19 protein-coding genes, 1 tRNA gene and 1 other RNA gene are annotated in these 20,342 nt (G+C 66.9%); 7 read left to right on the top strand and 14 right to left on the bottom strand.

What is annotated here, in order from left to right; translation table 11 throughout:
* The first annotated feature begins 149 nt into the window (after window positions 1-149).
* From panB to BJL86_RS06480, 3 genes are all read left to right on the top strand, one after another.
* Window positions 150-1,004: a 3-methyl-2-oxobutanoate hydroxymethyltransferase gene (gene panB / locus BJL86_RS06490; RefSeq protein WP_067478471.1), complete on the top strand. Its 855-nt coding sequence runs from the start codon at window positions 150-152 to the stop codon at window positions 1,002-1,004.
* Window positions 1,005-1,023: 19 nt separating this feature from the next.
* Window positions 1,024-2,034 carry a prolyl aminopeptidase gene (pip, locus tag BJL86_RS06485; RefSeq protein WP_067478495.1) on the top strand — a complete coding sequence of 337 codons (1,011 nt, stop codon included), beginning with the start codon at window positions 1,024-1,026 and terminating at the stop codon, window positions 2,032-2,034.
* A gap of 88 nt (window positions 2,035-2,122) precedes the next feature.
* Window positions 2,123-3,862 carry a CYTH and CHAD domain-containing protein gene (locus tag BJL86_RS06480; protein ID WP_067478468.1) on the top strand — a complete coding sequence of 580 codons (1,740 nt, stop codon included), beginning with the start codon at window positions 2,123-2,125 and terminating at the stop codon, window positions 3,860-3,862.
* Window positions 3,863-3,892: 30 nt separating this feature from the next.
* On the opposite strand, the gene BJL86_RS06475 is transcribed toward BJL86_RS06480, so the two are convergent.
* The 4 genes from BJL86_RS06475 to BJL86_RS06460 form a co-directional block, all read right to left on the bottom strand.
* Window positions 3,893-4,072, bottom strand: a complete 180-nt coding sequence (locus tag BJL86_RS06475; protein ID WP_067478466.1) for a hypothetical protein — start codon at window positions 4,070-4,072, stop codon at window positions 3,893-3,895.
* Between the two features lie 79 nt (window positions 4,073-4,151).
* Window positions 4,152-5,141 carry a phosphatidate cytidylyltransferase gene (locus BJL86_RS06470; protein ID WP_067478463.1) on the bottom strand — a complete coding sequence of 330 codons (990 nt, stop codon included), beginning with the start codon at window positions 5,139-5,141 and terminating at the stop codon, window positions 4,152-4,154.
* Window positions 5,138-5,917 (bottom strand): lysophospholipid acyltransferase family protein, encoded by a 780-nt coding sequence (locus BJL86_RS06465; protein WP_075844887.1) that lies wholly within the window; start codon window positions 5,915-5,917, stop codon window positions 5,138-5,140. The genes BJL86_RS06470 and BJL86_RS06465 overlap by 4 nt, the downstream gene beginning before the upstream one ends.
* Window positions 5,914-6,636: a CDP-alcohol phosphatidyltransferase family protein gene (locus tag BJL86_RS06460; RefSeq protein ID WP_075844886.1), complete on the bottom strand. Its 723-nt coding sequence runs from the start codon at window positions 6,634-6,636 to the stop codon at window positions 5,914-5,916. Before BJL86_RS06460 ends, BJL86_RS06465 begins: the two co-directional genes overlap by 4 nt.
* A 192-nt stretch (window positions 6,637-6,828) precedes the next feature.
* Here BJL86_RS06460 and BJL86_RS06455 point away from each other — a divergent pair, with 192 nt between their 5' ends.
* Entirely contained in the window at window positions 6,829-7,392 is a 564-nt protein-coding gene (locus BJL86_RS06455) for a hypothetical protein (RefSeq protein WP_067478454.1), read from the top strand.
* Here the strand turns inward: BJL86_RS06455 and BJL86_RS06450 are convergent.
* From BJL86_RS06450 to BJL86_RS06425, 6 genes are all read right to left on the bottom strand, one after another.
* On the bottom strand, window positions 7,389-8,873 hold the full coding sequence (locus BJL86_RS06450) for an RNB domain-containing ribonuclease (RefSeq protein WP_075844885.1): 1,485 nt from the start codon (window positions 8,871-8,873) through the stop codon (window positions 7,389-7,391). The two genes, BJL86_RS06455 and BJL86_RS06450, sit on opposite strands and share 4 nt — an antisense overlap.
* Window positions 8,874-8,913: 40 nt before the next feature.
* Window positions 8,914-9,327: RNase P RNA component class A (gene rnpB / locus BJL86_RS06445), an RNA gene on the bottom strand.
* 59 nt (window positions 9,328-9,386) lie between these two features.
* On the bottom strand, window positions 9,387-10,097 hold the full coding sequence (locus BJL86_RS06440; RefSeq protein WP_231887290.1) for a histidine phosphatase family protein: 711 nt from the start codon (window positions 10,095-10,097) through the stop codon (window positions 9,387-9,389).
* Window positions 10,094-10,828 (bottom strand): zinc ribbon domain-containing protein, encoded by a 735-nt coding sequence (locus tag BJL86_RS06435; protein WP_067477582.1) that lies wholly within the window; start codon window positions 10,826-10,828, stop codon window positions 10,094-10,096. The genes BJL86_RS06440 and BJL86_RS06435 overlap by 4 nt, the downstream gene beginning before the upstream one ends.
* 55 nt (window positions 10,829-10,883) lie before the next feature.
* The gene (locus tag BJL86_RS06430; protein WP_067477585.1) at window positions 10,884-12,062 is read right to left on the bottom strand and encodes a Nif3-like dinuclear metal center hexameric protein; all 1,179 of its coding nucleotides are present in this window, start codon (window positions 12,060-12,062) and stop codon (window positions 10,884-10,886) included.
* Between the two features lie 40 nt (window positions 12,063-12,102).
* Window positions 12,103-13,200, bottom strand: a complete 1,098-nt coding sequence (locus tag BJL86_RS06425; RefSeq protein WP_067477588.1) for an aminotransferase class I/II-fold pyridoxal phosphate-dependent enzyme — start codon at window positions 13,198-13,200, stop codon at window positions 12,103-12,105.
* A gap of 60 nt (window positions 13,201-13,260) precedes the next feature.
* On the opposite strand from BJL86_RS06425, the gene BJL86_RS06420 reads away from it, so the two are divergent.
* Both BJL86_RS06420 and BJL86_RS06415 read left to right on the top strand, forming a co-directional pair.
* Window positions 13,261-13,767 (top strand): low molecular weight protein-tyrosine-phosphatase, encoded by a 507-nt coding sequence (locus BJL86_RS06420; protein ID WP_269447033.1) that lies wholly within the window; start codon window positions 13,261-13,263, stop codon window positions 13,765-13,767.
* Between the two features lie 98 nt (window positions 13,768-13,865).
* On the top strand, window positions 13,866-14,828 hold the full coding sequence (locus tag BJL86_RS06415; protein ID WP_075844884.1) for an SURF1 family cytochrome oxidase biogenesis protein: 963 nt from the start codon (window positions 13,866-13,868) through the stop codon (window positions 14,826-14,828).
* Here BJL86_RS06415 and BJL86_RS06410 read toward each other — a convergent pair.
* The 4 genes from BJL86_RS06410 to BJL86_RS06395 all read right to left on the bottom strand — a co-directional run bounded on the left by BJL86_RS06410 (window position 14,825) and on the right by BJL86_RS06395 (window position 17,149).
* The gene (locus tag BJL86_RS06410) at window positions 14,825-15,835 is read right to left on the bottom strand and encodes a cobalamin biosynthesis protein (RefSeq protein WP_067477110.1); all 1,011 of its coding nucleotides are present in this window, start codon (window positions 15,833-15,835) and stop codon (window positions 14,825-14,827) included. The two genes, BJL86_RS06415 and BJL86_RS06410, sit on opposite strands and share 4 nt — an antisense overlap.
* A gap of 32 nt (window positions 15,836-15,867) precedes the next feature.
* Window positions 15,868-16,431, bottom strand: a complete 564-nt coding sequence (locus tag BJL86_RS06405; RefSeq protein ID WP_156515412.1) for a hypothetical protein — start codon at window positions 16,429-16,431, stop codon at window positions 15,868-15,870.
* Window positions 16,432-16,556: 125 nt separating this feature from the next.
* A tRNA-Val gene (locus tag BJL86_RS06400) sits at window positions 16,557-16,629 on the bottom strand.
* 73 nt (window positions 16,630-16,702) lie between these two features.
* Entirely contained in the window at window positions 16,703-17,149 is a 447-nt protein-coding gene (locus tag BJL86_RS06395) for a DUF3052 domain-containing protein (RefSeq protein ID WP_197487643.1), read from the bottom strand.
* A gap of 363 nt (window positions 17,150-17,512) precedes the next feature.
* Here BJL86_RS06395 and aceE point away from each other — a divergent pair, with 363 nt between their 5' ends.
* Window positions 17,513-20,335: a pyruvate dehydrogenase (acetyl-transferring), homodimeric type gene (aceE, locus tag BJL86_RS06390; RefSeq protein ID WP_067477116.1), complete on the top strand. Its 2,823-nt coding sequence runs from the start codon at window positions 17,513-17,515 to the stop codon at window positions 20,333-20,335.
* The last annotated feature ends 7 nt before the right edge of the window (window positions 20,336-20,342 follow it).

Below are 20,342 nucleotides of genomic sequence, written 5' to 3'. Positions count from 1 at the left end.
CCACGCGACTTCGCGAGGGGCACATGGAGCGAGTCAAGGCCGGTTACGGTCCCGGCACGGCGGGTGGCAGGATGTGGGCAAGGCCTTTTCGGCCCGTTCATGACGGCGGGCTTGGGTGAATTTCGTGAAAAGGGAGCGTGCTTGTCACTATGTACGGCGATTCGGGCACTTCGGCCCAGGACGGCGAAAACCAGAGCGCACCAGGGCTGACGAAGGTCACACGGGTCCATCACGTGGCCCAGTGGAAGTCAGAGGGGCGCAAGTTCGCGATGCTCACGGCCTACGACTATTCGACGGCCAAGGTCTTCGAGCAGGCAGGCATCCCGATCCTGCTCGTCGGCGATTCCGCGGCGAACACGATGTACGGATACGACTCGACCGTGCCCGTCACGGTCGATGAGATGGCGCCGCTGGTCCGCGCGGTCACTCGTGGCGCCCCGAAGGCGCTCGTCGTCGCCGACCTCGTCTTCGGTTCCTACGAAGCTTCCCCGCAGCAGGCCGTCGAGGCCGCCGCGGATATGATGAAGCGCGGCAACTGCCACGCGGTCAAGCTCGAGGGCGGCGTCAATATCGCCGAACACATCCGAGCGATCACGAACGCCGGGATCCCGGTCATGGCGCATATCGGGTTCACCCCACAGTCGGTCAACGGTCTCGGTGGGTTCCGTGTGCAGGGCCGCGGCGAATCCGCCGAGAAGCTTCGGGCGGATGCTCGCGCCGTGCAGGAGGCCGGCGCGTTCTCGGTGGTCATGGAAATGGTGCCTTCCGACATCGCCGGCGAAATCACCCGCGAACTCGAGATCTCCACGATCGGGATCGGCGCCGGCAACGATTGCGACGGCCAGGTGCTCGTGTGGCAGGACTTCGCCGGGATGACGACGGGGCGTACGGCCAAGTTCGTCAAGCGGTACGCCGAGCTCGCCGACGAGTTGCGCGCGGCCGCGGTGCAATACGCAGCAGAGGTCGCCGATGGTTCCTTCCCCGACGAAGACCACAGCTTCTAGGAGAATTCGCGTGTCCGAATTGCGCACCCCGTACCCGGCTATCGAGCCCTACGACACCGGGATGTTGCGCGTCCCCGACGGCAACGAGCTCTACTACGAGCAGGTCGGAAATCCGGATGGCAAGCCCGTCGTGTTCATCCACGGCGGGCCCGGCGGCGGTTGTCAGCCCGAGCACCGCCGCATGTTCGATCCGAACGCCTACCGCATCGTGCTTTTCGACCAGCGCGGGTGCGGGCGGTCCACGCCGCATATCGCCGACGGCGCGGACCTGGAGCACAACACGACGTGGAACCTCGTGGACGATATCGAGGCGCTGCGCGGTCACCTAGGCATCGATGCGTGGCAGGTCTTCGGCGGGTCCTGGGGCTCAACGCTCGGCCTCGCCTATGCGCAAGCCCACCCCGAGCGGGTTACCGAGATCGTGCTGCGCGGCATCTTCCTGTGCCGCCCGCTCGAGATCGACTGGTTCTACCGTGGCGGTGCTGCGCATCTGTTCCCAGACGAGTGGGAGGGGTACCTCTCCGTGTTGGGCCCGGAGGCGCGCGGGGATGGCCTGCGCACATTCTCCGCGCCGGGGTTCGATCACGTCGCCCGATACCACGAGCTGTTGGCATCGGACGATCCCGCTGTGGCGCTCGAGGCCGCGCATGCGTGGACCACGTGGGAGAAGAACACCTCGCATCTGGTCAACAATCCCGACGATGGCGGTGACGCCGCGAGCGCGGATCCCGCCGAGGCCGACCGCTTCGCCCTGGCCTTCGCGCGGATCGAAAACCACTATTTCTTCCACGACGCGTTCCTCGCCGACCGGCCGCTGCTCGACGGGATGGACGCCATCGCCCACATCCCGGGCGTCATCGTGCACGGCCGTTACGACGTGGTGTGCCCGGTGACCAACGCGTTCGAACTGGCCGCCATGTGGCCCGCCGCCGAACTCCACATCTCCCCCGAGGCCGGCCACGCCATGGCCGAACCCATGACCACCCACCACTTGCTGACGGCGACGGACCGCTTCCGCCCGGACGCTTGACCCGGCGCGTCCCGCCGCGTCCTCCCGCCCGGGGTAAGGCGGGAATCCGGCCGCCTGAGCCGCGAGAAAAGCTGGTAATAGTGGGTTCATGACACCCGGCACGCACTGGGAAGTGGAGTCCACTTTCGATGTTTCGACCAGCGCCGACGTCCCCGACCTGACGCTCGGCGGGGACCTCGACGCGCGCACGGAGCAGGTCCACCACCTGTCCGCCACGTACTACGACGCGGAGGATCTGCGACTCACGAGAGCGAAGATCACCGTTCGCCGCCGCACCGGCGGCAAGGACGACGGATGGCACATCAAGCTCCCCGCCGTGGAGACCTCCGCAGGTTCCACAGGACGCACCGAATTGTCGTTCCCGCTCACCGATTCGACGGACGTGCCGGACGAGGTCCGCACCGCGGTATGGGGCTACGCCCGCCGCGATGAGCTGATCCCCATCGCGCGCATCGACAACGAGCGGCACGAGACCGTTCTCAAGCGCGGCGGCTCGCCGATGGTCGAGTTCTGCGATGACCACGTCCAAGGCACCCGGCTCGCGGACGGCGCGTCGATCTCGTGGCGCGAATGGGAACTCGAGCTCGTCGACTCCGAACGGGACGGCTCCGTCGACGTCCTGTCCCGGCTCTCGGCGGCGTGCCTCGGCGCCGGTGCGACCGCCTCGCCGCTCGCGTCGAAGCTCGCGAAAACCATCGGCCCCACAGATGACGCCGCGCCTCCGGCGTCATCGGCGGTGGCTTCCATGCTTCGTGCCGATGTCGAGAAATTGCTGTCCGGGGATGCCGGAGCGCGTCTCGGCCTGGAGGTCGGCATCCACGCGATGCGCACGTCCGCGCGCAATCTGCAGACGACGCTCAACGCGCACGCGAAGGAGCTGGCCGCGGCCCGCGAGGCGATCGACGACGAGCACTCCGACGGTCGTCCGGGTGCGCGGGAGGGCATCGATATCCCGGCGCTCGAACGCGAGCTCACAGAGCTCATCCGGATGCTTGGAAAATCGCGGGACGTGCAGGTCGTGCGCGCGCGGCTGCACGAGGTCGCCGAAGGCTACCCGCGTGATCTCGTCCCCGACTCGGTGCGCGAGCGGATCTTCTCCGAGCTCGACCACGAGGAGCAGCGCACCGCGAAGCGGGTGACGATGGGCCTCGAGAATCCGCGATACCTAGCGCTGCTCGACGCGCTCGACGAGGTGGTCGAGGCCGCAGGCGAGATGGAGGCGCCTACCGATGCCCAGCGCGTCCGTTCGGGCCGGACCAAGGAGATCGTTTCGTCCGGGAAGAAGGGGTTCGGCAAGGGTAGATCCGGGGCTCCGACGTCAGACCCCGTGGTCCAGGGCGCGCAGCGGCAGTTCAAGCGTTTCGACAAAGCGCGGGCCCGGGTCGAGGACGAGCTCGAATCGCTCAACCTGACTCTGGCGCAGCGCGAGGAGCTCACCCATACCCTGCGCAAGCGCAACAAGGCGCTGCGGCGCACGGCGGCGTCGATCAATTCGAAAGAGATGCCGCAGGTGGTCTCGCTCCGCTCGGCGAGCGAGCGGCTACACGACGTGCTCGGCGACGTACAGGACTCGGTGACGGCGCGGCAATGGATCCGGCGGATCTCGCGGCGCGCGGAGGCCGCGGGGGAACCGACCTTCGGGTTCGGGGTGCTGTTCGAGCACGAGCGATTCTCCTCCGAGCGCGCGCTTGAGGGTTTCGCCGACGAGGCGGCGACGGTGTCCGCGGCGTTCAAGGAAATGCAGGACTCGCAGCGCAAGCTTCGCGCGGCGAGGAATCAGAAGAAGCAGAAGCAGAAGCAGAAGAAAAAGTCGAAGGACAAGAAGTAGCCCGGCGGGGCGCTCCCGCCGGACAAGTCTCTAGTCCTCGTCTTCGTCCCACTTCTTGTTGCGTTCCTTGGCCGTTTCCAGCGCGTGGGCGGCGGCCTCGCGGCTCGAGTAAGGGCCCATGCGGTCGGTGTAGCCCTCCTGCTTGCCCTGGATAACCTCGCCGGTCTTGGTGTTGTAGTACCACTCGGTGTCGTTGCCGTTGTCTGCCATAAGATGTGGCTCCCTAATGTGCGCGTTCGGTCGGTGGCTGGTTCGGTCTCCCTGTCGAGGGTAGACGGATTGGCGAGCTCTAGGTGAAGAAGAAGCGGACGAGGTGGAAGAACACCGGCGCTGCGAAGACTAGCGAGTCGAGTCGGTCCATGATTCCACCGTGCCCGGGGATGATCGAACCGAAGTCCTTGACCCCGCGGTCGCGCTTGATCGAGGACATGACGAGCCCGCCGAAGAAGCCCATGAGACAACACGCGAACGAGATGGCCGCGGCCTGCCACGGCGCGAACGGGGTGATCCACCACAGCGCCGTGCCGAGGGCGGTGGCAGAGAGGACTCCACCGACGAAGCCCTCCCACGTCTTGTTCGGGCTCACCGCCGGCGCGATCGGGTGGCGGCCGAGGGTCTTGCCCCAGATGTATTGGAGCACGTCCGAGCCCTGGACGACGATAAACAGGAACAGCAGCAGCTGAGCCCCGGCCGCGCCGCCGGACCCCGCGGGCGCGTATTCGGCGAACTCGCGGCCGTGCTCCATAGCCGTGGGCAGGTTGATCACGGCGACGGTGTAGCTCACCGCGTAGACACACACCATGAGTGCCCACTGGGTGACGGCGGTGCGTCGCAGGAAGTTCTTCGTCTCGCCCGCGAGCGCGCTGCGCGTAGGCAGGAACAGGAACGCGTAGACCGGGATGAAGACGGCGAACATGCCGTACCAGTGCTGCCAGACGAAGAAATAGTGCAGCGGGGTGATGACGAAGAACACCCACACGAGCGTCTTGTGGTCTTTGCGATGCGTGGGCGAGATGGTGATGAATTCGCGCAGGCCGAGCCAGGACAACAGCAGGAACGCGAGCACGGCGACCGTCTCTCCCGCGAGCAGCGCGACGGCGATTCCGGTGATCATGAACCACCAGGCAGCGATGCGCTGGGTGAGGTTGGTGAGCAGGCCGGCGTTCTTCTCGCGGTCCAGCACGGCGTAGAGCACCGCCGTCACCGCCGAGGCGAGGACGAGGACGCCGTAGACCCCGCCGAGCAGGAGCCCGGTGCGCGCGTCGACGAGGCCGATCATCGCTTTTCCTCCTTCGGATCGGATGCGGAATCTTCGCCCGGTTCGGGCTCGTCATCCATGTCCGGGTCGAAGCTGCGCAGCGAGCGATTGATGATCGCCGTGGCGCGCCCGAGGAACTCCTCTTTCGACTCCTCCTCGCCCACCCCGATCGGCTCGTGGAAACGCACCGTGGACAGGTGTGGGACGGGGATCTTCACCCCCTTGGGCAAGATCCTGCCGAGGTTCGCCAGCGCGACGGGGATGACGGGGATCTCGGGGTTCTTGCGGGCCAGGTGATACAGGCCCGCCTGGAATCGCGCGAGCTTCTCGCCGGTGCCGCGGGTGCCCTCCGGAAAGATGATGAGCGAGTCTCCCGCCGAAAGCACCTCGTTCATCCCGTCGATCTGACTGGAGGAACGCCTCGCCCGGTCCGGGTGCTGGGGGGCTTCGCCCTCGCGAGCGCTCGAGCCGCCGCGTTCGACGAGGTAGGCGTTGAAGAACCCCTCGGCGGCTGCCCGTTTGAACCCGCTCGACCAGTAGTCGGCGGCCGCGACGGGGCGAACCCTGTTGCGCAGCCGGGGCGGCAGCGACGCCCACAGCGTGACGAAATCGAGGTGGCTCGAATGATTGGCGTAGAAGATGGCCTGGGTGGGCAGATCGACCGTCGAACCGTCGCGCACCTCGCCGTTCGCGGCGAACTCGGGTTTGGCCCCGGCGATCGCGGCCACTGCCGCGGCGACGACCGAGCGCGCGCCGGACATTGCGATTCCGGATGAACGCGAGTGTGCCCGGCTCATGCGGACTCCCCCTCCGCCGTCATACGTCGTGCCACGAGCCGCAGCCGGACGATAACCGTGGCCACCGAGCCGGCGACGACCACCACGAGGGCAACCGCGAACACCGTGCCCTCCTCGAACGGCAACGTCGGTTCGGCGAGCGAGACCAGCGCCGCGGCGACAATCACCCACATGCGCGCCGGCTTGGCCATCGGCCCGTGGAAGAAATTGCCGGTACCGTTCGCCGCGCCGAGGCTGCGCACGTACGCGGTGAGAACGGCGGCGATCGCCGCGGACCACCCGAGGACAACTCCTACATCCGTAGTGCCGACGATCCACGCCCCGGCTGTGGCGTAACCGGCCGCGGCGAAGACGAGCACGTCGGACAGCCTGTCGGGCACCTCGTTGTAGAGGTCTCCCACCGGCGAATGCATACCCTTCTCGACGGCCAGCATCCCGTCGAGCATGTTCGCCAGCAGGCGCAGCGGCAGCAGCACCGCGACGGCCACGAGAAGAACCGAGCGCACGGGAGTGCCCACGTGCGCGGACGCGACGAGCAGCGCGGCCCCGAACGCGGCGAAGACCACCGAAAGCACCGAGATCTGGTTGGGGGTGAGCCCGGCGCCGGCCATCGCGTCCGCCGCGCGCGCCGCCCAGCCCGTGCTGCGCTGCGGGATGTCTCGCCGCTGCGTACCGCGCGGGATCGCTCCCGCGCCCTCCACCGATTCCGGTCCCGACATGAGGGCCCCTTCCCCGTTGCGAATGCTGCTCACGGCCGCACTCGATGCATCACACTGTATAAAGTTCCGGTCCGCGTCGGGCGCTTCTCCGCGCGGCCACGATCTTCAGAGGGAACTTTTCGCCGAAATGTTCCCTCTCATTGGTCAGTGGGTAATGACGTCGGAGTCAGTCGAGTTCGGGAGGAAATGATCATGGGCGCACGAATGGATCATGCGGTGGCTGCCGGGTGGGGGTTCGCGGAGGCGACCGCGTTCTTTATCGTCCCGGACGTGTGGCTGAGCAAGGTCGCGTTGCGGCATCCGCGCAGGTCGATGGAGACGACGTTGTCCGCGCTCGGCGGCGCGCTCGTCGGCGGCGTGCTCACCTACCGCTGGGGTGCGAAGGTCCCGGCGGACGAGAGTTCCGCGATGTTGCAGCGCCTGCCCGCGATCAGCGAAACGATGATCGCCACGGCCGAACGCGACCTGGTCGCCAAGGGCGATCTCGCGGTGCTCGTCGGGCCGACCAAGGGCGTGCCCTACAAGATCTTCGCCCGCACCTCGGGGCTGCAGGGGCGGTCGCTCCCGGCGTTTCTGGCGTGGTCCGTGCCGGCGCGGATGACTCGGTTCGTCCTCGTCCCGGGCGCGAGCCACCTGGCGCACACGGCAGGTAAGAAGCTCTTCCCCGGCCAGATTTCCTGGCTGGCGCCGACGGTGTACTGGGCAGGCTGGACGGCGTTCTACGTGTGGTACTTCCGCACGGTCGGCCGCGATTAGCTCGCGGCGTCGGGAACGGATTCCGCGTGCTCGTCCGCTGTGTTTTCGGAGGGCTCCTCGGCCGAGAACTCCACCCGGCGTGTATCCCGATCGGCCACTGCGACGAACACAGTCGCCGTCATCCCCTCGGACACTGGCCCGGTGCACGGCGCGAACACGGGCGGCTGCGCGAGAAACACCTCCCCCGGGCGCTCCTTCGCCTCGGGCGTCTTCGGTTCCGTGCTCGAGCGCAGCACATACACCGCAAGCGGGGCGCCGACGAACTCCTCAAGCGCAACCGCCTCGGCAAGGTCGACGCAGGCGCGGTCCACCGATGACGCTGTGCGCGAAGAGCTGTTCATGACCTCCGGCAACGTCTCCATCGCGCCGCGGACCCACCCTGGAACCTCGGTGCCCGCCGTCAGCGCGAGGCAGATCTCGGTGGCGAAGCGGTCGACCAGCCGGCGCAGCGGCGCGGTGACGTGCGCGTACGGCCCGCCAATCCCGGCGTGGTCCCGCTCCTTGGGATTCTGCCCGTCGAACGCTGCGTAGTCGGCGCCTCTCAGCGCCGCGGTGGACGCGCGCATCATCGCCAGGCCACGCGAGTTGTTGACGTCGACGGAATCGAGGAACTCCCCGAGGGACTGCTCCTGCGGCCACTCGAGTTGCAGCGCCGCCGCGGTGCGCCGCAGATTCGTTAGCGTCTCCTCGTCCGCGGGCGGAAGGGTGCGCAGCACGCCGCACTTCCCGTCGAGCATGATCGCTGCCGCGCACCTGCCCACGAGCAGCGAGATCTGCGCATTCCACTCGTCGGCCTCGGTGCGCTGCTCGATACGCAGCTCCCAATGCCCGGCGCCGCCCTCGATGTCCTGGGCGGGAATCCGCAGGTTGACGGCGCCGGCGCGCACTCCCGCGGCCCGCAGCGCGCGCCCGGCGGCGGGCAGCTCGGCGATCGGTTCGGCGAGCGTGCCCTCGTCTGCGGCGGCCTGGACCTCGGCGTAGGTGAAACGCTCGCGTGAGCGCACCGTCGCCCGCTGCACGTCGGTCGACAGCACGCGCGCCTCCTCGTCGATCTCCACGCGCCACAGCACGGCCGCGCGGGCCTCGCCGGGCAGAAGCGAGCCCGCGGCCTCGCTGAGTTCGCGCGGGTGCAGTGGCACCGATCCGTCGGGCAGGTAGATGGTCTGCCCACGGCGCAGAGACTCGGCCTCCATCGCACCGCCGGGCGGCACCAGCGCCCCGACGTCAGCAATCGCGTAATAGACCACCCAGCCGCCGGATCGGGCTTCGATGCGCACCGCCTGGTCCAGGTCCATCGACCCCGGCGGGTCGATCGTCACGAGCGCGAGGTCGGAAAAGTCCGTCCGCTCGCCGGCGAAGAGATCCCGCGCGGCCACTGCCTCGGCCCGCACGTCTGAGGGGAACGCATCGTCCCCGGAGGGAGGCAGCTCGAACTCGGTCCTGATGGGAGCGAAATCCAGATCGCGGGAGGTCATCCACATGCCCGCAATGATAGGCGCGAAATGCCCGCGGCACGTGGGAAGAACGAGTCGGCCGATAAGCCGGATTTTGTGGCCCTCGCTCGCGCGAGGCGACGACCATCCATCTGGGCACACCGTCGCCGGGTACCTCGAGCAATCCACCCGCGCACTCGGGCGAGCAGCCCTCGACCATGCGCGCAGCCGCACCGTCTGGTGCGGCCTTCGATCTTGCTCCGGGCGGGGTTTACCGAGCCGCTGCGGTCACCCGCAGCGCTGGTGCGCTCTTACCGCACCGTTTCACCCTCACCGCCGTCCACGAGGGGCGGCGGCGGTCTATTTTCTGTGGCACTGTCCCGCGGGTCACCCCGGGTTGCCGTTAGCAACCGCCCTGCTCTTCGGAGTCCGGACTTTCCTCGACTCCGGCCTGCCGGCAGCTGCCGGCGGTTCCGAAAGTCGCGGCCGTCTGGCCGACTCGTTCCGTGCAGAATTCTAGAGGTTCCCCGCACCGAATTGCATAATGGCCGGGCCGATCGCTTACTCGATCCCCTCGAGGTGCGCGGTGGAATTGACCAGGTGCACGCTTGCCTGCCCGTCGCTGTAGCGCCGCAATTCGGATACCTGCGACAGATCCAGGTGTAGGCGATAGGCGAATTCGGGCCCGCCTGCGAGTGCCTGCTGGAGCACCAGCTTGATGGGCGTGACGTGGCTGACGACCACGAGTGTCCCGCCCTCTGCCTGCTTCGTCCACCTGTCGACCGTGGGCAGCACCCGCGCGGCGACCTCGTCGAAGGATTCCCCTCCGGGGGCCGCAAGCGCCGGACTACCGATCCAGGACCTGTGATGTTCAGGGTCTCTATCGGCCGCCTCGCCGAAGGTCAGCCCTTCCCATTCGCCGAAATCCGTCTCGATCAAGCCCTGATCGACCGACACTTCTACACCCGTAGAGTCAGCAAGCCGCGTGGCCGTGGCGAGACACCGAGAAAGCGGCGAGGAAACGATCGCCCGGATATCGCTTCCTCCGGCGTCATTTGTGGTCATTTTCTGGATGACGGCGGACGTCGCCTCCGCCTGGCGCTCGCCCAACTCGGTGAGTTCCGGGTCGCCGTGTCCGGAAAAACGCCGGTCGATCGACATCGGTGTCTGTCCGTGACGCACGAGCAGGATCCGGGTCATTGTCGCCGATCCAGCCACCCATCCGGCCGAATGCTTGACGCCCGAACGAGCCTCGGCGGCACCGGTACTCACTGTGCCCCCTTGGGGCGTACGAGGATCGCGCCGCATTCAGGGCAGTGGATGATGGTGCCCGCCGGGGTATCGTGAAACGCGGCGATGGTCGCGCGGTCGAGCTCCATCTGGCAGGCGCCGCAGCGGTGTGGATGAAGCTCGCCTGCCCCGGCGCCGCGCTCGGCTGCGATGCGTTCGTACTCGGCCATGAGTTCGCCGGAGACCTGCGCGGCCAGGGCTGCGCGGCGGCTCTGCGCGGATTCGAGGGATGCACCGACGTCGTGGATAGCGTGGAGCCGAGCTATCTCGGCAGTGGCGATCTTCGAATCGAGCTGATCGAGCATCGCCCCGTGATGCGCGACATCGGCCTCTCCCGCCTCGCGCGCGGTCTCGAGATCGCCCAGCTGGGCCTTCAATTCCTCGGTCAGCCTGGCCACGGCTCCCTTCTCGTGGGCGGCGTCGCGGCGCGCGCTCGCCGTCGGCAGTGAAGCCTCGTCGGTGGCCGCAGCCTCGGCTGCTCGCTTATCAAGGTCGGCGAGCTCGGAGAGCATCTTCTTGTGGGCGCGCTCGGCGTCCTCGAGGCGGATGCGAGCGCGGGCCGCTCCGCCCGCCGCGCTGCGCCGCTGTTCACGCAGCTCGTCGAGGCTCTCCTGCTCGGGAAGATGCTTGTCCTTGTGCCGCAGCCCCGCGATCCGCGCGTCGAGTTCGGCGATTTCGACGAGATGACGTTGTTCGTCTACCGGTGCTTGCATCTTGTCTCCTCGACATCGTTGACGTGCGAAAGCCCTGGGCCCCTTCGAATCGAGGTTACTTGGGGCTGGGCGCGTGAACGGTCCACGGGTCGGTTCGCCTGCCCAGGACCGTAGCCTCCACTCCGACGCGGTCGCGCAGCAGCTCTGCCGCCTGCGCGCACCACGGGAACTCGGCGGCCCAGTGGGGCACGTCGATCACCGCAGGCGGGCCGAGCCGAAGGTGCTCGTCGACCGGGTGATGACGCAGGTCGCCCGTGACGAACAGGTCCGCACCGGCCGCGCGGGCCGCGCCCAACATCGAATCGCCCGCGCCCGAGCACACCGCGACCCTGCGGACCAGCATGTCGGGATCGCCCGCGGCGCGCAGCCCGCCCACTGTCGCGGGCAGCCAGGCGGCGAAATCGCAGGTCAGGTCCGCGAGCGTGCGCGGTTCGGGGAGCTCGCACACCCTGCCGAGCCCCGCCGATGTCGTGTCCGCAGGGCCGACTGCGTGCGAGGAGAGGATGTCGTAGGCGGGAACCTCGTAGGGGTGCGCGGCGAACAGAGCGGCGCGCACCTTCTCGCGAATCGCCGCGGGCGCGATGAACTCGGCGTGGATCTCGGTAAGCTTCTCGGGCTCGCCGACCGCCCCGATCGTCGGGTTCGTGCCGTCGCCGGGGAGGAACTGCCCCCTGCCAGAGTGTGTGAACGCGCAACCGCTGTATCCGTCGAACTCACCCGCACCTGCGGCGAACACGCCGTCGAGCACGGTGTCGATGTCCTCGGGTGGGCACGTGAACATCCATTTGTCGACGGTGGATGGGACCTGGGGTTTGAGCGGCACGCCGGCGGGAAGGCCGAGCGTTTCGCACAGCGCGTCGTTGACGCCGGGCCGCGCCGAATCGGCGTTGGTGTGCGCTGCGAACAACGCGCAACCGGACGCGATGAGCTTGTGCAGCAGCCTTCCCTTCGGGGTGGTCGCGGCGACGGAGTTGACCCCGCGCATGAGCGGCGGGTGGTGGACGAGCAGCAACGAGGCGCCGGCGGCGATGGCGTCGTCGACGATCTCGTCGGTCGCGTCCACCGCGATGGCCACCGTGTCGACGTGGTCGGCCGGGTCGCCGGCGACGAGCCCGACGGCGTCCCAGGATTCGGCCAGCGCCGGCGGGTAGGCGTCCTCGAGCACCGCGATCACCTCGGCCAACGTCGGGGTGCCTGTCGCGTTCGCGCCTGTCGCCTCGTGTGCACCACTCATTCGCAGCTCTCCTTCACTCACCACTTCGTCGCTCACCGTGTCATCTCGCCTGGCTCACGTCGCCCTCGGCACCGCGCCAGGCCGCTATCAGCCGTTCTACCTGCTCCGGCGGGCGGACGGCCAGCCGGAAGTATCCGGGACCGACAGCGCCGCCCGGAGTTTCGCGCTGCGCGAGTCCGGGAAAGGATTCGCAGCGCCGCACGGCGATGCCGTGGGAGATGAGCGCCGAATGGAAGTCCGCCGTGCGGACGCCGTGCGGCGCCGTCACCAAGAAGAACGGCGCCTGCGGATCGGCGACGATCCCGATACCGGCGGCGGCCAACTCGCGAGCCATCTCGTCGCGCTCGGCGTGCATACGCGCCCGTTCGGCGGCCACCCAGTCCTCGCCCGCCTCGCTCGTGGCGACGCCGAGGGCACGCAATTGCGGCGTGCCGAGGTGCCAGTGCCCCTGGCGCGCGGCGAGCCGTTCGAGCAGGCGCGGATCGCCGACCGCGTAGCCGACGCGCAGGCCCGCGAGCGACCAGGTCTTGGTGAGCGAGCGCAGCACGACCACCCCGGGAACGCGCGCGCCGGCGAGCGAATAAGGCTCCCCGGCGGCGGTCATGTCCATGAAGGCCTCGTCGACGACGAGCGCCTCCGCGCCCGCGCCGAAGTCGAGAATCTCCGCGGGTGAATACAGGCGCGAGGTGGGGTTGCACGGGTTGCCGAGAACGAGCGCGGTGCCCGGTTCCAGCGCGGCCGACGGCGAAAGGTCGAACGGCGAATCGAGGGTGATCGAATGCACCGGGAGTCCGGCCTTGCGCCCCTGATGCAGCGGCTCGGTGAAACTCGGCATCACGCAGGTCAGCGACGCCATTCCGAGCGCGGGCAGCAGCGCGAACCCTTCGGCGCCGCCGGCGAGCAGGAGGACCTCCTCATCGGTGACGCCGTGGCGCCGCGCGATCTGTGCCCGCACCCGCTCGGCCTCGTCCGCGCTCGGATAGGCGGCGATGTCCTCTACCGCCCCGAGCAGCGCTTCGCGCATCAATGACGGCGGACGCGCCGCGCGCACATTGACGGCGAAATCCAGGCAACCGGGGAACAGTTCCCGGTCGCCGTGAAATTCGGGGGCCGACGGAGCGGGCGAGATATCTGCCACGATTTTCCAGCCTACTGTGCCTCGCCGCGGAGGCAGGGGACGTCGGTAAGCTGTGATTCGATGACCTCGAATCGTGCCGAAATGGAAGGTGCCGAAGGTATGTCCGATCCGTATCGCGTGGTGTTCGTGTGCACAGGGAATATCTGCCGCTCACCGATGGCGGAGGTGATGGCCCGAGCCGCCATCAACGATGCCGGACTCGGCGCGAATGTGTCGGTCGAAAGCGCCGGCACCGGCGGCTGGCACACCGGAGAAGGCATGGACCCTCGTGCCGCCGCCGAACTCGAAGGCCTCGGCCTGGATTCGACGCACGCCGCCCAGCAGGTCTCCGAGCGTCTGCTCGGCGCGGACCTGCTCGTGGCGCTCGACTCCGGCCATGCGCGCTCGCTGCGCCATTCCGGCGCCGACCCGGAGCGAATTCGGCTGCTACGCGAATTCGATCCGGACGCCCATGGTGTGGATGTCGCAGATCCCTACTACGGTTCGCCACGCGATTTCGCCACCGTCCGCCGTCAGATATCGGCTGCTCTTCCGGGGCTGGTAGACGCCATTCGCCAAGAGGTCTGACGGTTGCCTGACGTCGCCCTGGTCGACGCGGCGGCGCCGGCCGCACCAGAGCTCGCCGCGACTTCTTCGGCGCGGCGGGCACGGGTTACCGTAGAGGTGTGAACCTCAAGCGTGTCCTCACTCCCGGCTGGTTGCTCGGCATCATCGCCGTGATCGCTTTCGCCGTGGCGTGTTTCATGCTGTTGGCGCCGTGGCAGCTCGGCAAGAACGACAGCCTCAATGCGCGCAACGACCGTCTCGTCGAAGCGAGCGAGGCCGATCCCGTTCCCGTCGACGAGGCGCTAGATGCCGAGGACCCGGCGAGCTTCGAATGGCATTTCGTCTCCACCACGGGCCGATTCGACGATGATCCGCAGCACCAGATCCTCGTTCGCCTTCGCCCGGTCGACGGCAATCAGGTCTACCAGGTACTCAGCCCGTTCGAGACCAACGACGGTCGAACGCTGCTGCTCAATCGCGGGTGGGTCCCGGTAGGAGCGGCGGGCGCGATCGGCGACATCCCCCCTGTGCCCGGCGGCGAGGTGGAGATCACCGCGCGCTTCCGCCAGGCGGAGCCGCAGCCTGCCGAGCCCACCGAGATCCGCGGCGTCGACACGGTGAAGACCTTCAACGTCAACGAGATCTCCGCGCTTCCACAATTCGCCGATGTCGACCTCGCCCCGCAATACCTGCAGCTCAACGGCGGCCAGCCTGGCGCGCTCGGCGCCATCCCGACACCGGCCATCGAAAGCGGGCCGTATCTGTCCTACGGCCTCCAATGGATCGCGTTCGGCATTCTCGCACCGGCAGCGCTGATCTACTTCGTGGCGTCGGAGCTGCGCAATCGCCGCGGCCGCTCGCTGCTTCCGCGCCCCGACCGGGAGCGGCCCGCCGCGAATACCTCGCCCGCCGCCGCATCGACACCGGCCGACTCGGGCGGCGGCACGCCGGCACCCGGCGAGAACGCCACCTCCGAGCGGACGTCTCCGCAGGACGAGGGCGCGGTACTCGCGGACCGCTACGGAGGCGAACGAATTCGCGCAGAGCAGAGGCGAGCGCGCAGGAATCGCAGCCGAATCTAGTCCGGTTCGCTTCGGCGGGCCACGCCGGCAACCATGAGGCAGACACAAGCGACAACCACGGTGCCGTCCTGCACGCGGCGCTCGAGTGCGACGACCCGCGGGATGTCCGCCGCCCGCACGGGCGCCGCGCCCGCGTTGAGTAGCCCGCGGAATTCGACCCCGTACGCATACGGGGTGCGCCCACCGAGTTCGACTCCGAGCGCTCCCGCCGCTGTCGATTCGACAACCCCCGCGTTCGGACTGGGGTGCCCTCGCGCATCGCGCGCCCACGCACCGGCGGCCTCGAATATGCGCCCACCGACGGACGGCGCCATCGCGATCGTTGCGAGCCCCGCGAGCCGCGCCGGCACCCAGTTGAGCACGTCGTCGAGCCGGGCCGCGGCCCAGCCGAAGTTCTCGTAGCGCTCGCTGCGGTGTCCCACCATCGCGTCGAGCGTGTTCGCCGCACGGTAGGCGAGGATCCCAGGCGCCCCGGCCACGGCGCCCCACATCACGGGCGCAACGTGAGCGTCGGCAGTGTTCTCCGCGACGGACTCGACGGTCGCCCGCGCCAACTCCTGCGCATCGAGCAGGTACGGCTCCCTTCCGCAGAGCCACGGCAACCACTCGCGGGCGGTGTCGTCGTCCCCCGTCGCCAGCGCGTCGCCGATAGTCCCCGCGACGCGGAGCAGTGAGGTCCCACCCAGGCTCACCCACGTCGCGGCGGCGGTGACAAGGATGTCCGCCGCAATGCGAGCCACTGGATGACGTCGCAGCGCGCGATCGGCGAGTCGGCCGGAGGCGACAGCGAGCGACGCGGCCCCGCCGACCATCCCGGCGACAAAGACGATCCCGGCTGCACGCGAGCTCGTCGGCGCGGCGCCACGGCGATTGAGCGCGCGTTCGCCTCCCTGGGCCACGGCCCCGAATCCCGCTACCGGGTGCCAACGCTCGGGGTCCGCGAACATCCGGTCCGCGGCGAAGCCGAGGGAGAGGCCCGCCGCGCGGGTAAGGAGGTCCGACGTCATACAGCGAATCGTAGCGGGGAGCGTACGGGCGCCTATGTCCGCTGTGCCAGTCCCGGGTGGCCCGTGGGCAGCGCCATGTGGACGCGGAGGACGTCGTCGGCGAGGAGCGCGAAACCGACGAGGCGGCGAAACTCGGGAAGAGCCGGGTGCTTGTCGGCCTCCGCTGCGGATAGCTTGTGCCCGAAGTCCGCGGTGTCCGGATGCTCGGTAGCCGCGTCGACGAGCGTGCACACCGGATACCCCTCCCCCTCGACGTAACCGATTCTGCAGCCGAACGTCGTGCGATCGGCGGAGCCCTCGTCCCAGGACTCGGAGAAAATCGCATCGATCCACATCTCGGGCCACCCGGTGGCGGGCTCGGCGCACGGGTGCAAGGAGGCGAAGTACGCGGCGTGGGCAATCCCGTCGCCGAGGACGAACCGCGTGAGCATGGTCGTGAGCGAACCGCAGTCGACGCAGACGTCCTTCGAAATGCGGGTGGCGAACTCGTGATCGAGTGTGAGTTCGGGGTCGGAGGTTCCGAAGACATCGCTGTGGTCGGCGCTGTCCGTGGTTCGGGATGCCTCGCAGGTCGGGCCGAAGTGGAGCTGTGTCATGCACACGAGCATGGCACAGGGTGACCTAACTTGTCATGGGTTTAGGAAAGCAGAATTAGCGGACCCTAAATTAGGGCCGGGAAGAAAAACGCCCGCCCAGAAAACTGGACGGGCGTTCAAAAATGTGCGCGCAGAGGGATTTGAACCCCCGACCGCTGGTGTGTAAGACCAGTACTCTAACCGCTGAGTTATACGCGCCTATCCGCACCGATGGCGCGGCATGCAGGATGACGATACCGCATCGTGCGCGGTAGCCGTAAACGCGGCACCGCTAGCGCTTGGGAACGCTTCCCTTGCGCAGTGCGAGCCGAGCTCCTGCCCATTCGCCGAGGCCGCCGGTCTTCGTTTGCATCATGCCGGCGGTCTGGGCGGATTCGGCGATGACGGCGGGCTCCACGTGCCCATCGAGGCCGGTCTTCGGGGTGAATACCCACACGCAGCCAACATCGGACAGTGGGCCCATGACATCCATGAGGCGGTCGACAAGGTCTCCGTCGCCCTGTCGCCACCACAAAAGAACCACATCGACGACCTCGTCAGTGTCGTCTTCAAGCAAGACGGAGCCGATGAGATCCTCCACGGCTTCGCTCAATGCCGGGTCACAGTCTTCGTCCCAACCGACTTCCTGGACCAGCATTCCCTTCTTGAGTTCGAGATTCTGCACGTCGACCGCGGTGGCGTCTTGAGTGGTGCCTTCGGGGTCTGCCGAAGCGACCAAGTTTCTTTCCTCCTCATGTGAGTGCGTCCCAGCATTGCCGGGTTGCGCTGTTTCCTTCAACACTACTGTGTCAACTTATCGCCTCGGATAGCAATGTAGAAGGTACGTAGCCCAGATTTCCTGGATTTTCCCGACTCACATGGCGCCGGACCACCGCTCTTGACACGCGTCGTTGTGATCCGCGCTACCGTGGAACGTGAGCAAACTGTCACGTATTTGCTTCACCGTTCCGTACCGGATGTCGCCATCCCCGCGAGTTCGACGGCGCGGTGAGTTCCCCTGCAGGTATGCCACCTACTTATTTGCAGAGATCGGCGTCGAATACACCACTTCGATACCGGATGACCGCACCAAGGAGATTCAATGAGCCCGAATACCGGCGAGGACGCCGTCGTTTCCGGCGCGCACAGCGCCAATGTCCCCATCCTCCGCGAAGGCGTTGCCTCGTACCTCGCCGACTCGGACCCTGAGGAAACCCAGGAGTGGATGGACTCGCTCGATGGGCTCTTAGCCGAGGCGGGCCCCGAGCGCGCTCGCTACCTGATGCTTCGACTCCTAGAGCGAGCCTCGAAGCAACGCGTAGCCCTACCCGCATTGACGAGCTCGGACTACGTCAACACGATCCCGACATCGCAAGAGCCCGAGTTCCCCGGAGATGAGACGATCGAGCGCCGGTACCGCAAATGGGTGCGTTGGAACGCGGCGATCATGGTCCACCGTGCCCAGCGCCCCGGGATTGGGGTCGGCGGGCATATCTCCACCTATGCAGGCGCCGCGCCTCTCTACGAGGTGGGTTATAACTACTTCTTCCGCGGCAAGGACCATCCAGGCGGCGGGGACCAGGTCTTCTTCCAGGGACACGCCTCACCCGGCATGTACGCCAGGGCATTTCTCGAGGGTCGCCTTACCGAGGAACAGCTCGACGGTTTCCGCCAGGAGAAGTCCCAGGCCGGACACGCCCTCCCCTCATATCCCCACCCAAGGTGTCTCCCGGAATTCTGGGAGTACCCCACGGTCTCCATGGGCATCGGCCCGATGAACGCGATTTTCCAGGCACGATTCAACAAATACCTCGCCAATCGCGGCATCAAGGACACTTCCGACCAGCACGTGTGGGCGTTCCTCGGCGACGGGGAGATGGACGAGCCCGAATCGCGCGGCGCCCTCGCGATCGCAGCCAACGACGCGCTCGACAACCTCACGTTCGTCATCAACTGCAACCTGCAGCGGCTCGACGGCCCCGTGCGCGGTAATGGCCAGATCATTCAAGAACTCGAGTCCTACTTCCGCGGAGCCGGCTGGAACGTCATCAAGGTGATCTGGGGCCGCAACTGGGACACCCTGTTCGCGATGGACACCGAGAACGCCCTCGTGGACCTCATGAACAATGTCTCCGACGGCGACTACCAAACGATTCGCGCCAACGACGGCAAGTACCTTCGCGAGAACTTCTTCAATCGTGACCCGCGTACGGCGAAAATGGTCGAGGACTGGACGGACGACGAGCTCTGGGCACTCAAGCGCGGTGGCCACGACTATCGAAAGATCTACGCGGCATACAAGGCTGCACTGGAACACAAGGGCCAGCCGACCGTGATCCTCGCGCACACGATCAAGGGGTACGGCCTCGGAACCAATTTCGAGGGCCGCAACGCGACCCACCAGATGAAAAAGCTCACGCTCGATGACCTCAAGAATTTCCGCGACAAGCAGGAAATCCCGATAACCGACGAAGAGCTCGAGCGGGATCCATACCTGCCGCCCTACTACAAGCCCGAGCCTGATTCGACCGAAATAAAGTATCTGCTCGAACGCCGGAAGGAACTCGGTGGATTCGTACCCGAGCGCCGCCACACGTTTACCCCGCTCACCGTTCCCGGGATCGACAAACTCAAGAAGATGCGACAGGGTTCGGGTAACCAGGAAGTCGCCACAACGATGGCGTCCGTACGGATCCTCAAGGAGTTGATGCGCGATCCGGAACTGAAGAAGCGGTTCGTCCCGATCATTCCGGACGAGGCCAGGACGTTCGGAATGGACTCGTGGTTCCCGACGCTGAAGATCTACAACCCACACGGCCAGAACTACACCTCGGTCGACCATGACCTGATGCTTTCGTACAAGGAGTCCACTTCTGGACAAATCATGCATGAGGGCATTAACGAAGCGGGCTCAGTTTCCGAATTCACCGCTGCCGGTACCGCCTACGCCACTCATGGCGAACCGATGATTCCCGTGTACATCTTCTATTCGATGTTCGGATTCCAGCGCACAGGGGACTTTATTTGGGCGGCCTCCGACCAGCTCGCCCGCGGGTTCTTTCTCGGCGCGACGGCGGGCCGGACCACGCTCACCGGCGAAGGCCTCCAGCACATGGATGGCCATTCGCAGCTATTGGCGGCAACCAATCCCGCGATCGTTGCCTATGACCCCGCTTTCGGTTTCGAGCTTGCCCACATTTTCCATGCCGGAATCGAGCGCATGTATGGCCCAGGATCCGAGGTCGAACCGGAGCAGGGAGTCGAGCCGGTTCCTCACGACGAAGATCGCAATGTCTCCTACTACATCACTCTGTATAACGAGCCTGCCACGCAGCCGGCCGAACCCGAAGATCTCGATGTCGACGCACTTCTTCGCGGCCTCTACTTGTTCCGGAAGGCCGAGAACTCCGGCCTGGAAGCCGATATCCTCGCCTCCGGCGTCGGCATGTACGCCGCCATGCGAGCTCAGGAAATTCTCGCGGAGGATCACGGCGTAGCAGCAAATCTGTGGTCGGCGACCTCGTGGAACGAACTCGCGAAGAACGGCCTCGCCTGTGATCGATACGCCCTCCGGAACCCTGAGGGAGAAGCCCAGGTACCGTTTGTCACGTCCCAGCTGGAGGAAGGCGCGGGTCCGGTCATCGCGGTGAGCGACTTCCAGCGAGCGGTGCCCGAACAGATCCGTGGGTTCATCCCCAGGGCCTATTACACCCTCGGCACAGACGGATTCGGTTTCTCCGACACCCGTCCAGCTGCACGTCGCTTCTTCAACACCGACGCGGAATCCATCGTCATCGCCGTTCTTCGCGGGTTGTACAAGGAGGGCACAATCGGACATGATCAGCTCGTTCAGGCAACACGCGACCTCGAAATCGATAGCGTAGATGCCGCACCCGAGCAGACATCCGACCCTGGAGTGGCGTGATATTCGA

This window comes from Dietzia timorensis (assembly GCF_001659785.1).
Lineage (GTDB): Bacteria > Actinomycetota > Actinomycetes > Mycobacteriales > Mycobacteriaceae > Dietzia > Dietzia timorensis.
The sequence above is the reverse complement of the archived record's forward strand: the minus strand, read 5'-3'. Positions and strand labels throughout refer to the sequence as shown.

Bases quoted from the DNA above. Each gene is read 5' to 3' on its own strand.
- BJL86_RS06460 (WP_075844886.1), bottom strand. From the start codon at position 6,636: ATGTCGGGACCGGAATCGGTGGAGGGCGCGGGAGCGATCCCGCGCGGT.
- panB (WP_067478471.1), top strand. From the start codon at position 150: ATGTACGGCGATTCGGGCACTTCGGCCCAGGACGGCGAAAACCAGAGC.
- BJL86_RS06475 (WP_067478466.1), bottom strand. From the start codon at position 4,072: ATGGCAGACAACGGCAACGACACCGAGTGGTACTACAACACCAAGACC.
- BJL86_RS06405 (WP_156515412.1), bottom strand. From the start codon at position 16,431: ATGACACAGCTCCACTTCGGCCCGACCTGCGAGGCATCCCGAACCACG.
- BJL86_RS06450 (WP_075844885.1), bottom strand. From the start codon at position 8,873: ATGTGGATGACCTCCCGCGATCTGGATTTCGCTCCCATCAGGACCGAG.
- BJL86_RS06420 (WP_269447033.1), top strand. From the start codon at position 13,261: ATGACCTCGAATCGTGCCGAAATGGAAGGTGCCGAAGGTATGTCCGAT.
- BJL86_RS06430 (WP_067477585.1), bottom strand. From the start codon at position 12,062: ATGAGTGGTGCACACGAGGCGACAGGCGCGAACGCGACAGGCACCCCG.
- BJL86_RS06455 (WP_067478454.1), top strand. From the start codon at position 6,829: ATGGGCGCACGAATGGATCATGCGGTGGCTGCCGGGTGGGGGTTCGCG.
- aceE (WP_067477116.1), top strand. From the start codon at position 17,513: ATGAGCCCGAATACCGGCGAGGACGCCGTCGTTTCCGGCGCGCACAGC.
- BJL86_RS06435 (WP_067477582.1), bottom strand. From the start codon at position 10,828: ATGCAAGCACCGGTAGACGAACAACGTCATCTCGTCGAAATCGCCGAA.
- BJL86_RS06410 (WP_067477110.1), bottom strand. From the start codon at position 15,835: ATGACGTCGGACCTCCTTACCCGCGCGGCGGGCCTCTCCCTCGGCTTC.
- BJL86_RS06470 (WP_067478463.1), bottom strand. From the start codon at position 5,141: ATGATCGGCCTCGTCGACGCGCGCACCGGGCTCCTGCTCGGCGGGGTC.
- BJL86_RS06480 (WP_067478468.1), top strand. From the start codon at position 2,123: ATGACACCCGGCACGCACTGGGAAGTGGAGTCCACTTTCGATGTTTCG.
- BJL86_RS06465 (WP_075844887.1), bottom strand. From the start codon at position 5,917: ATGAGCCGGGCACACTCGCGTTCATCCGGAATCGCAATGTCCGGCGCG.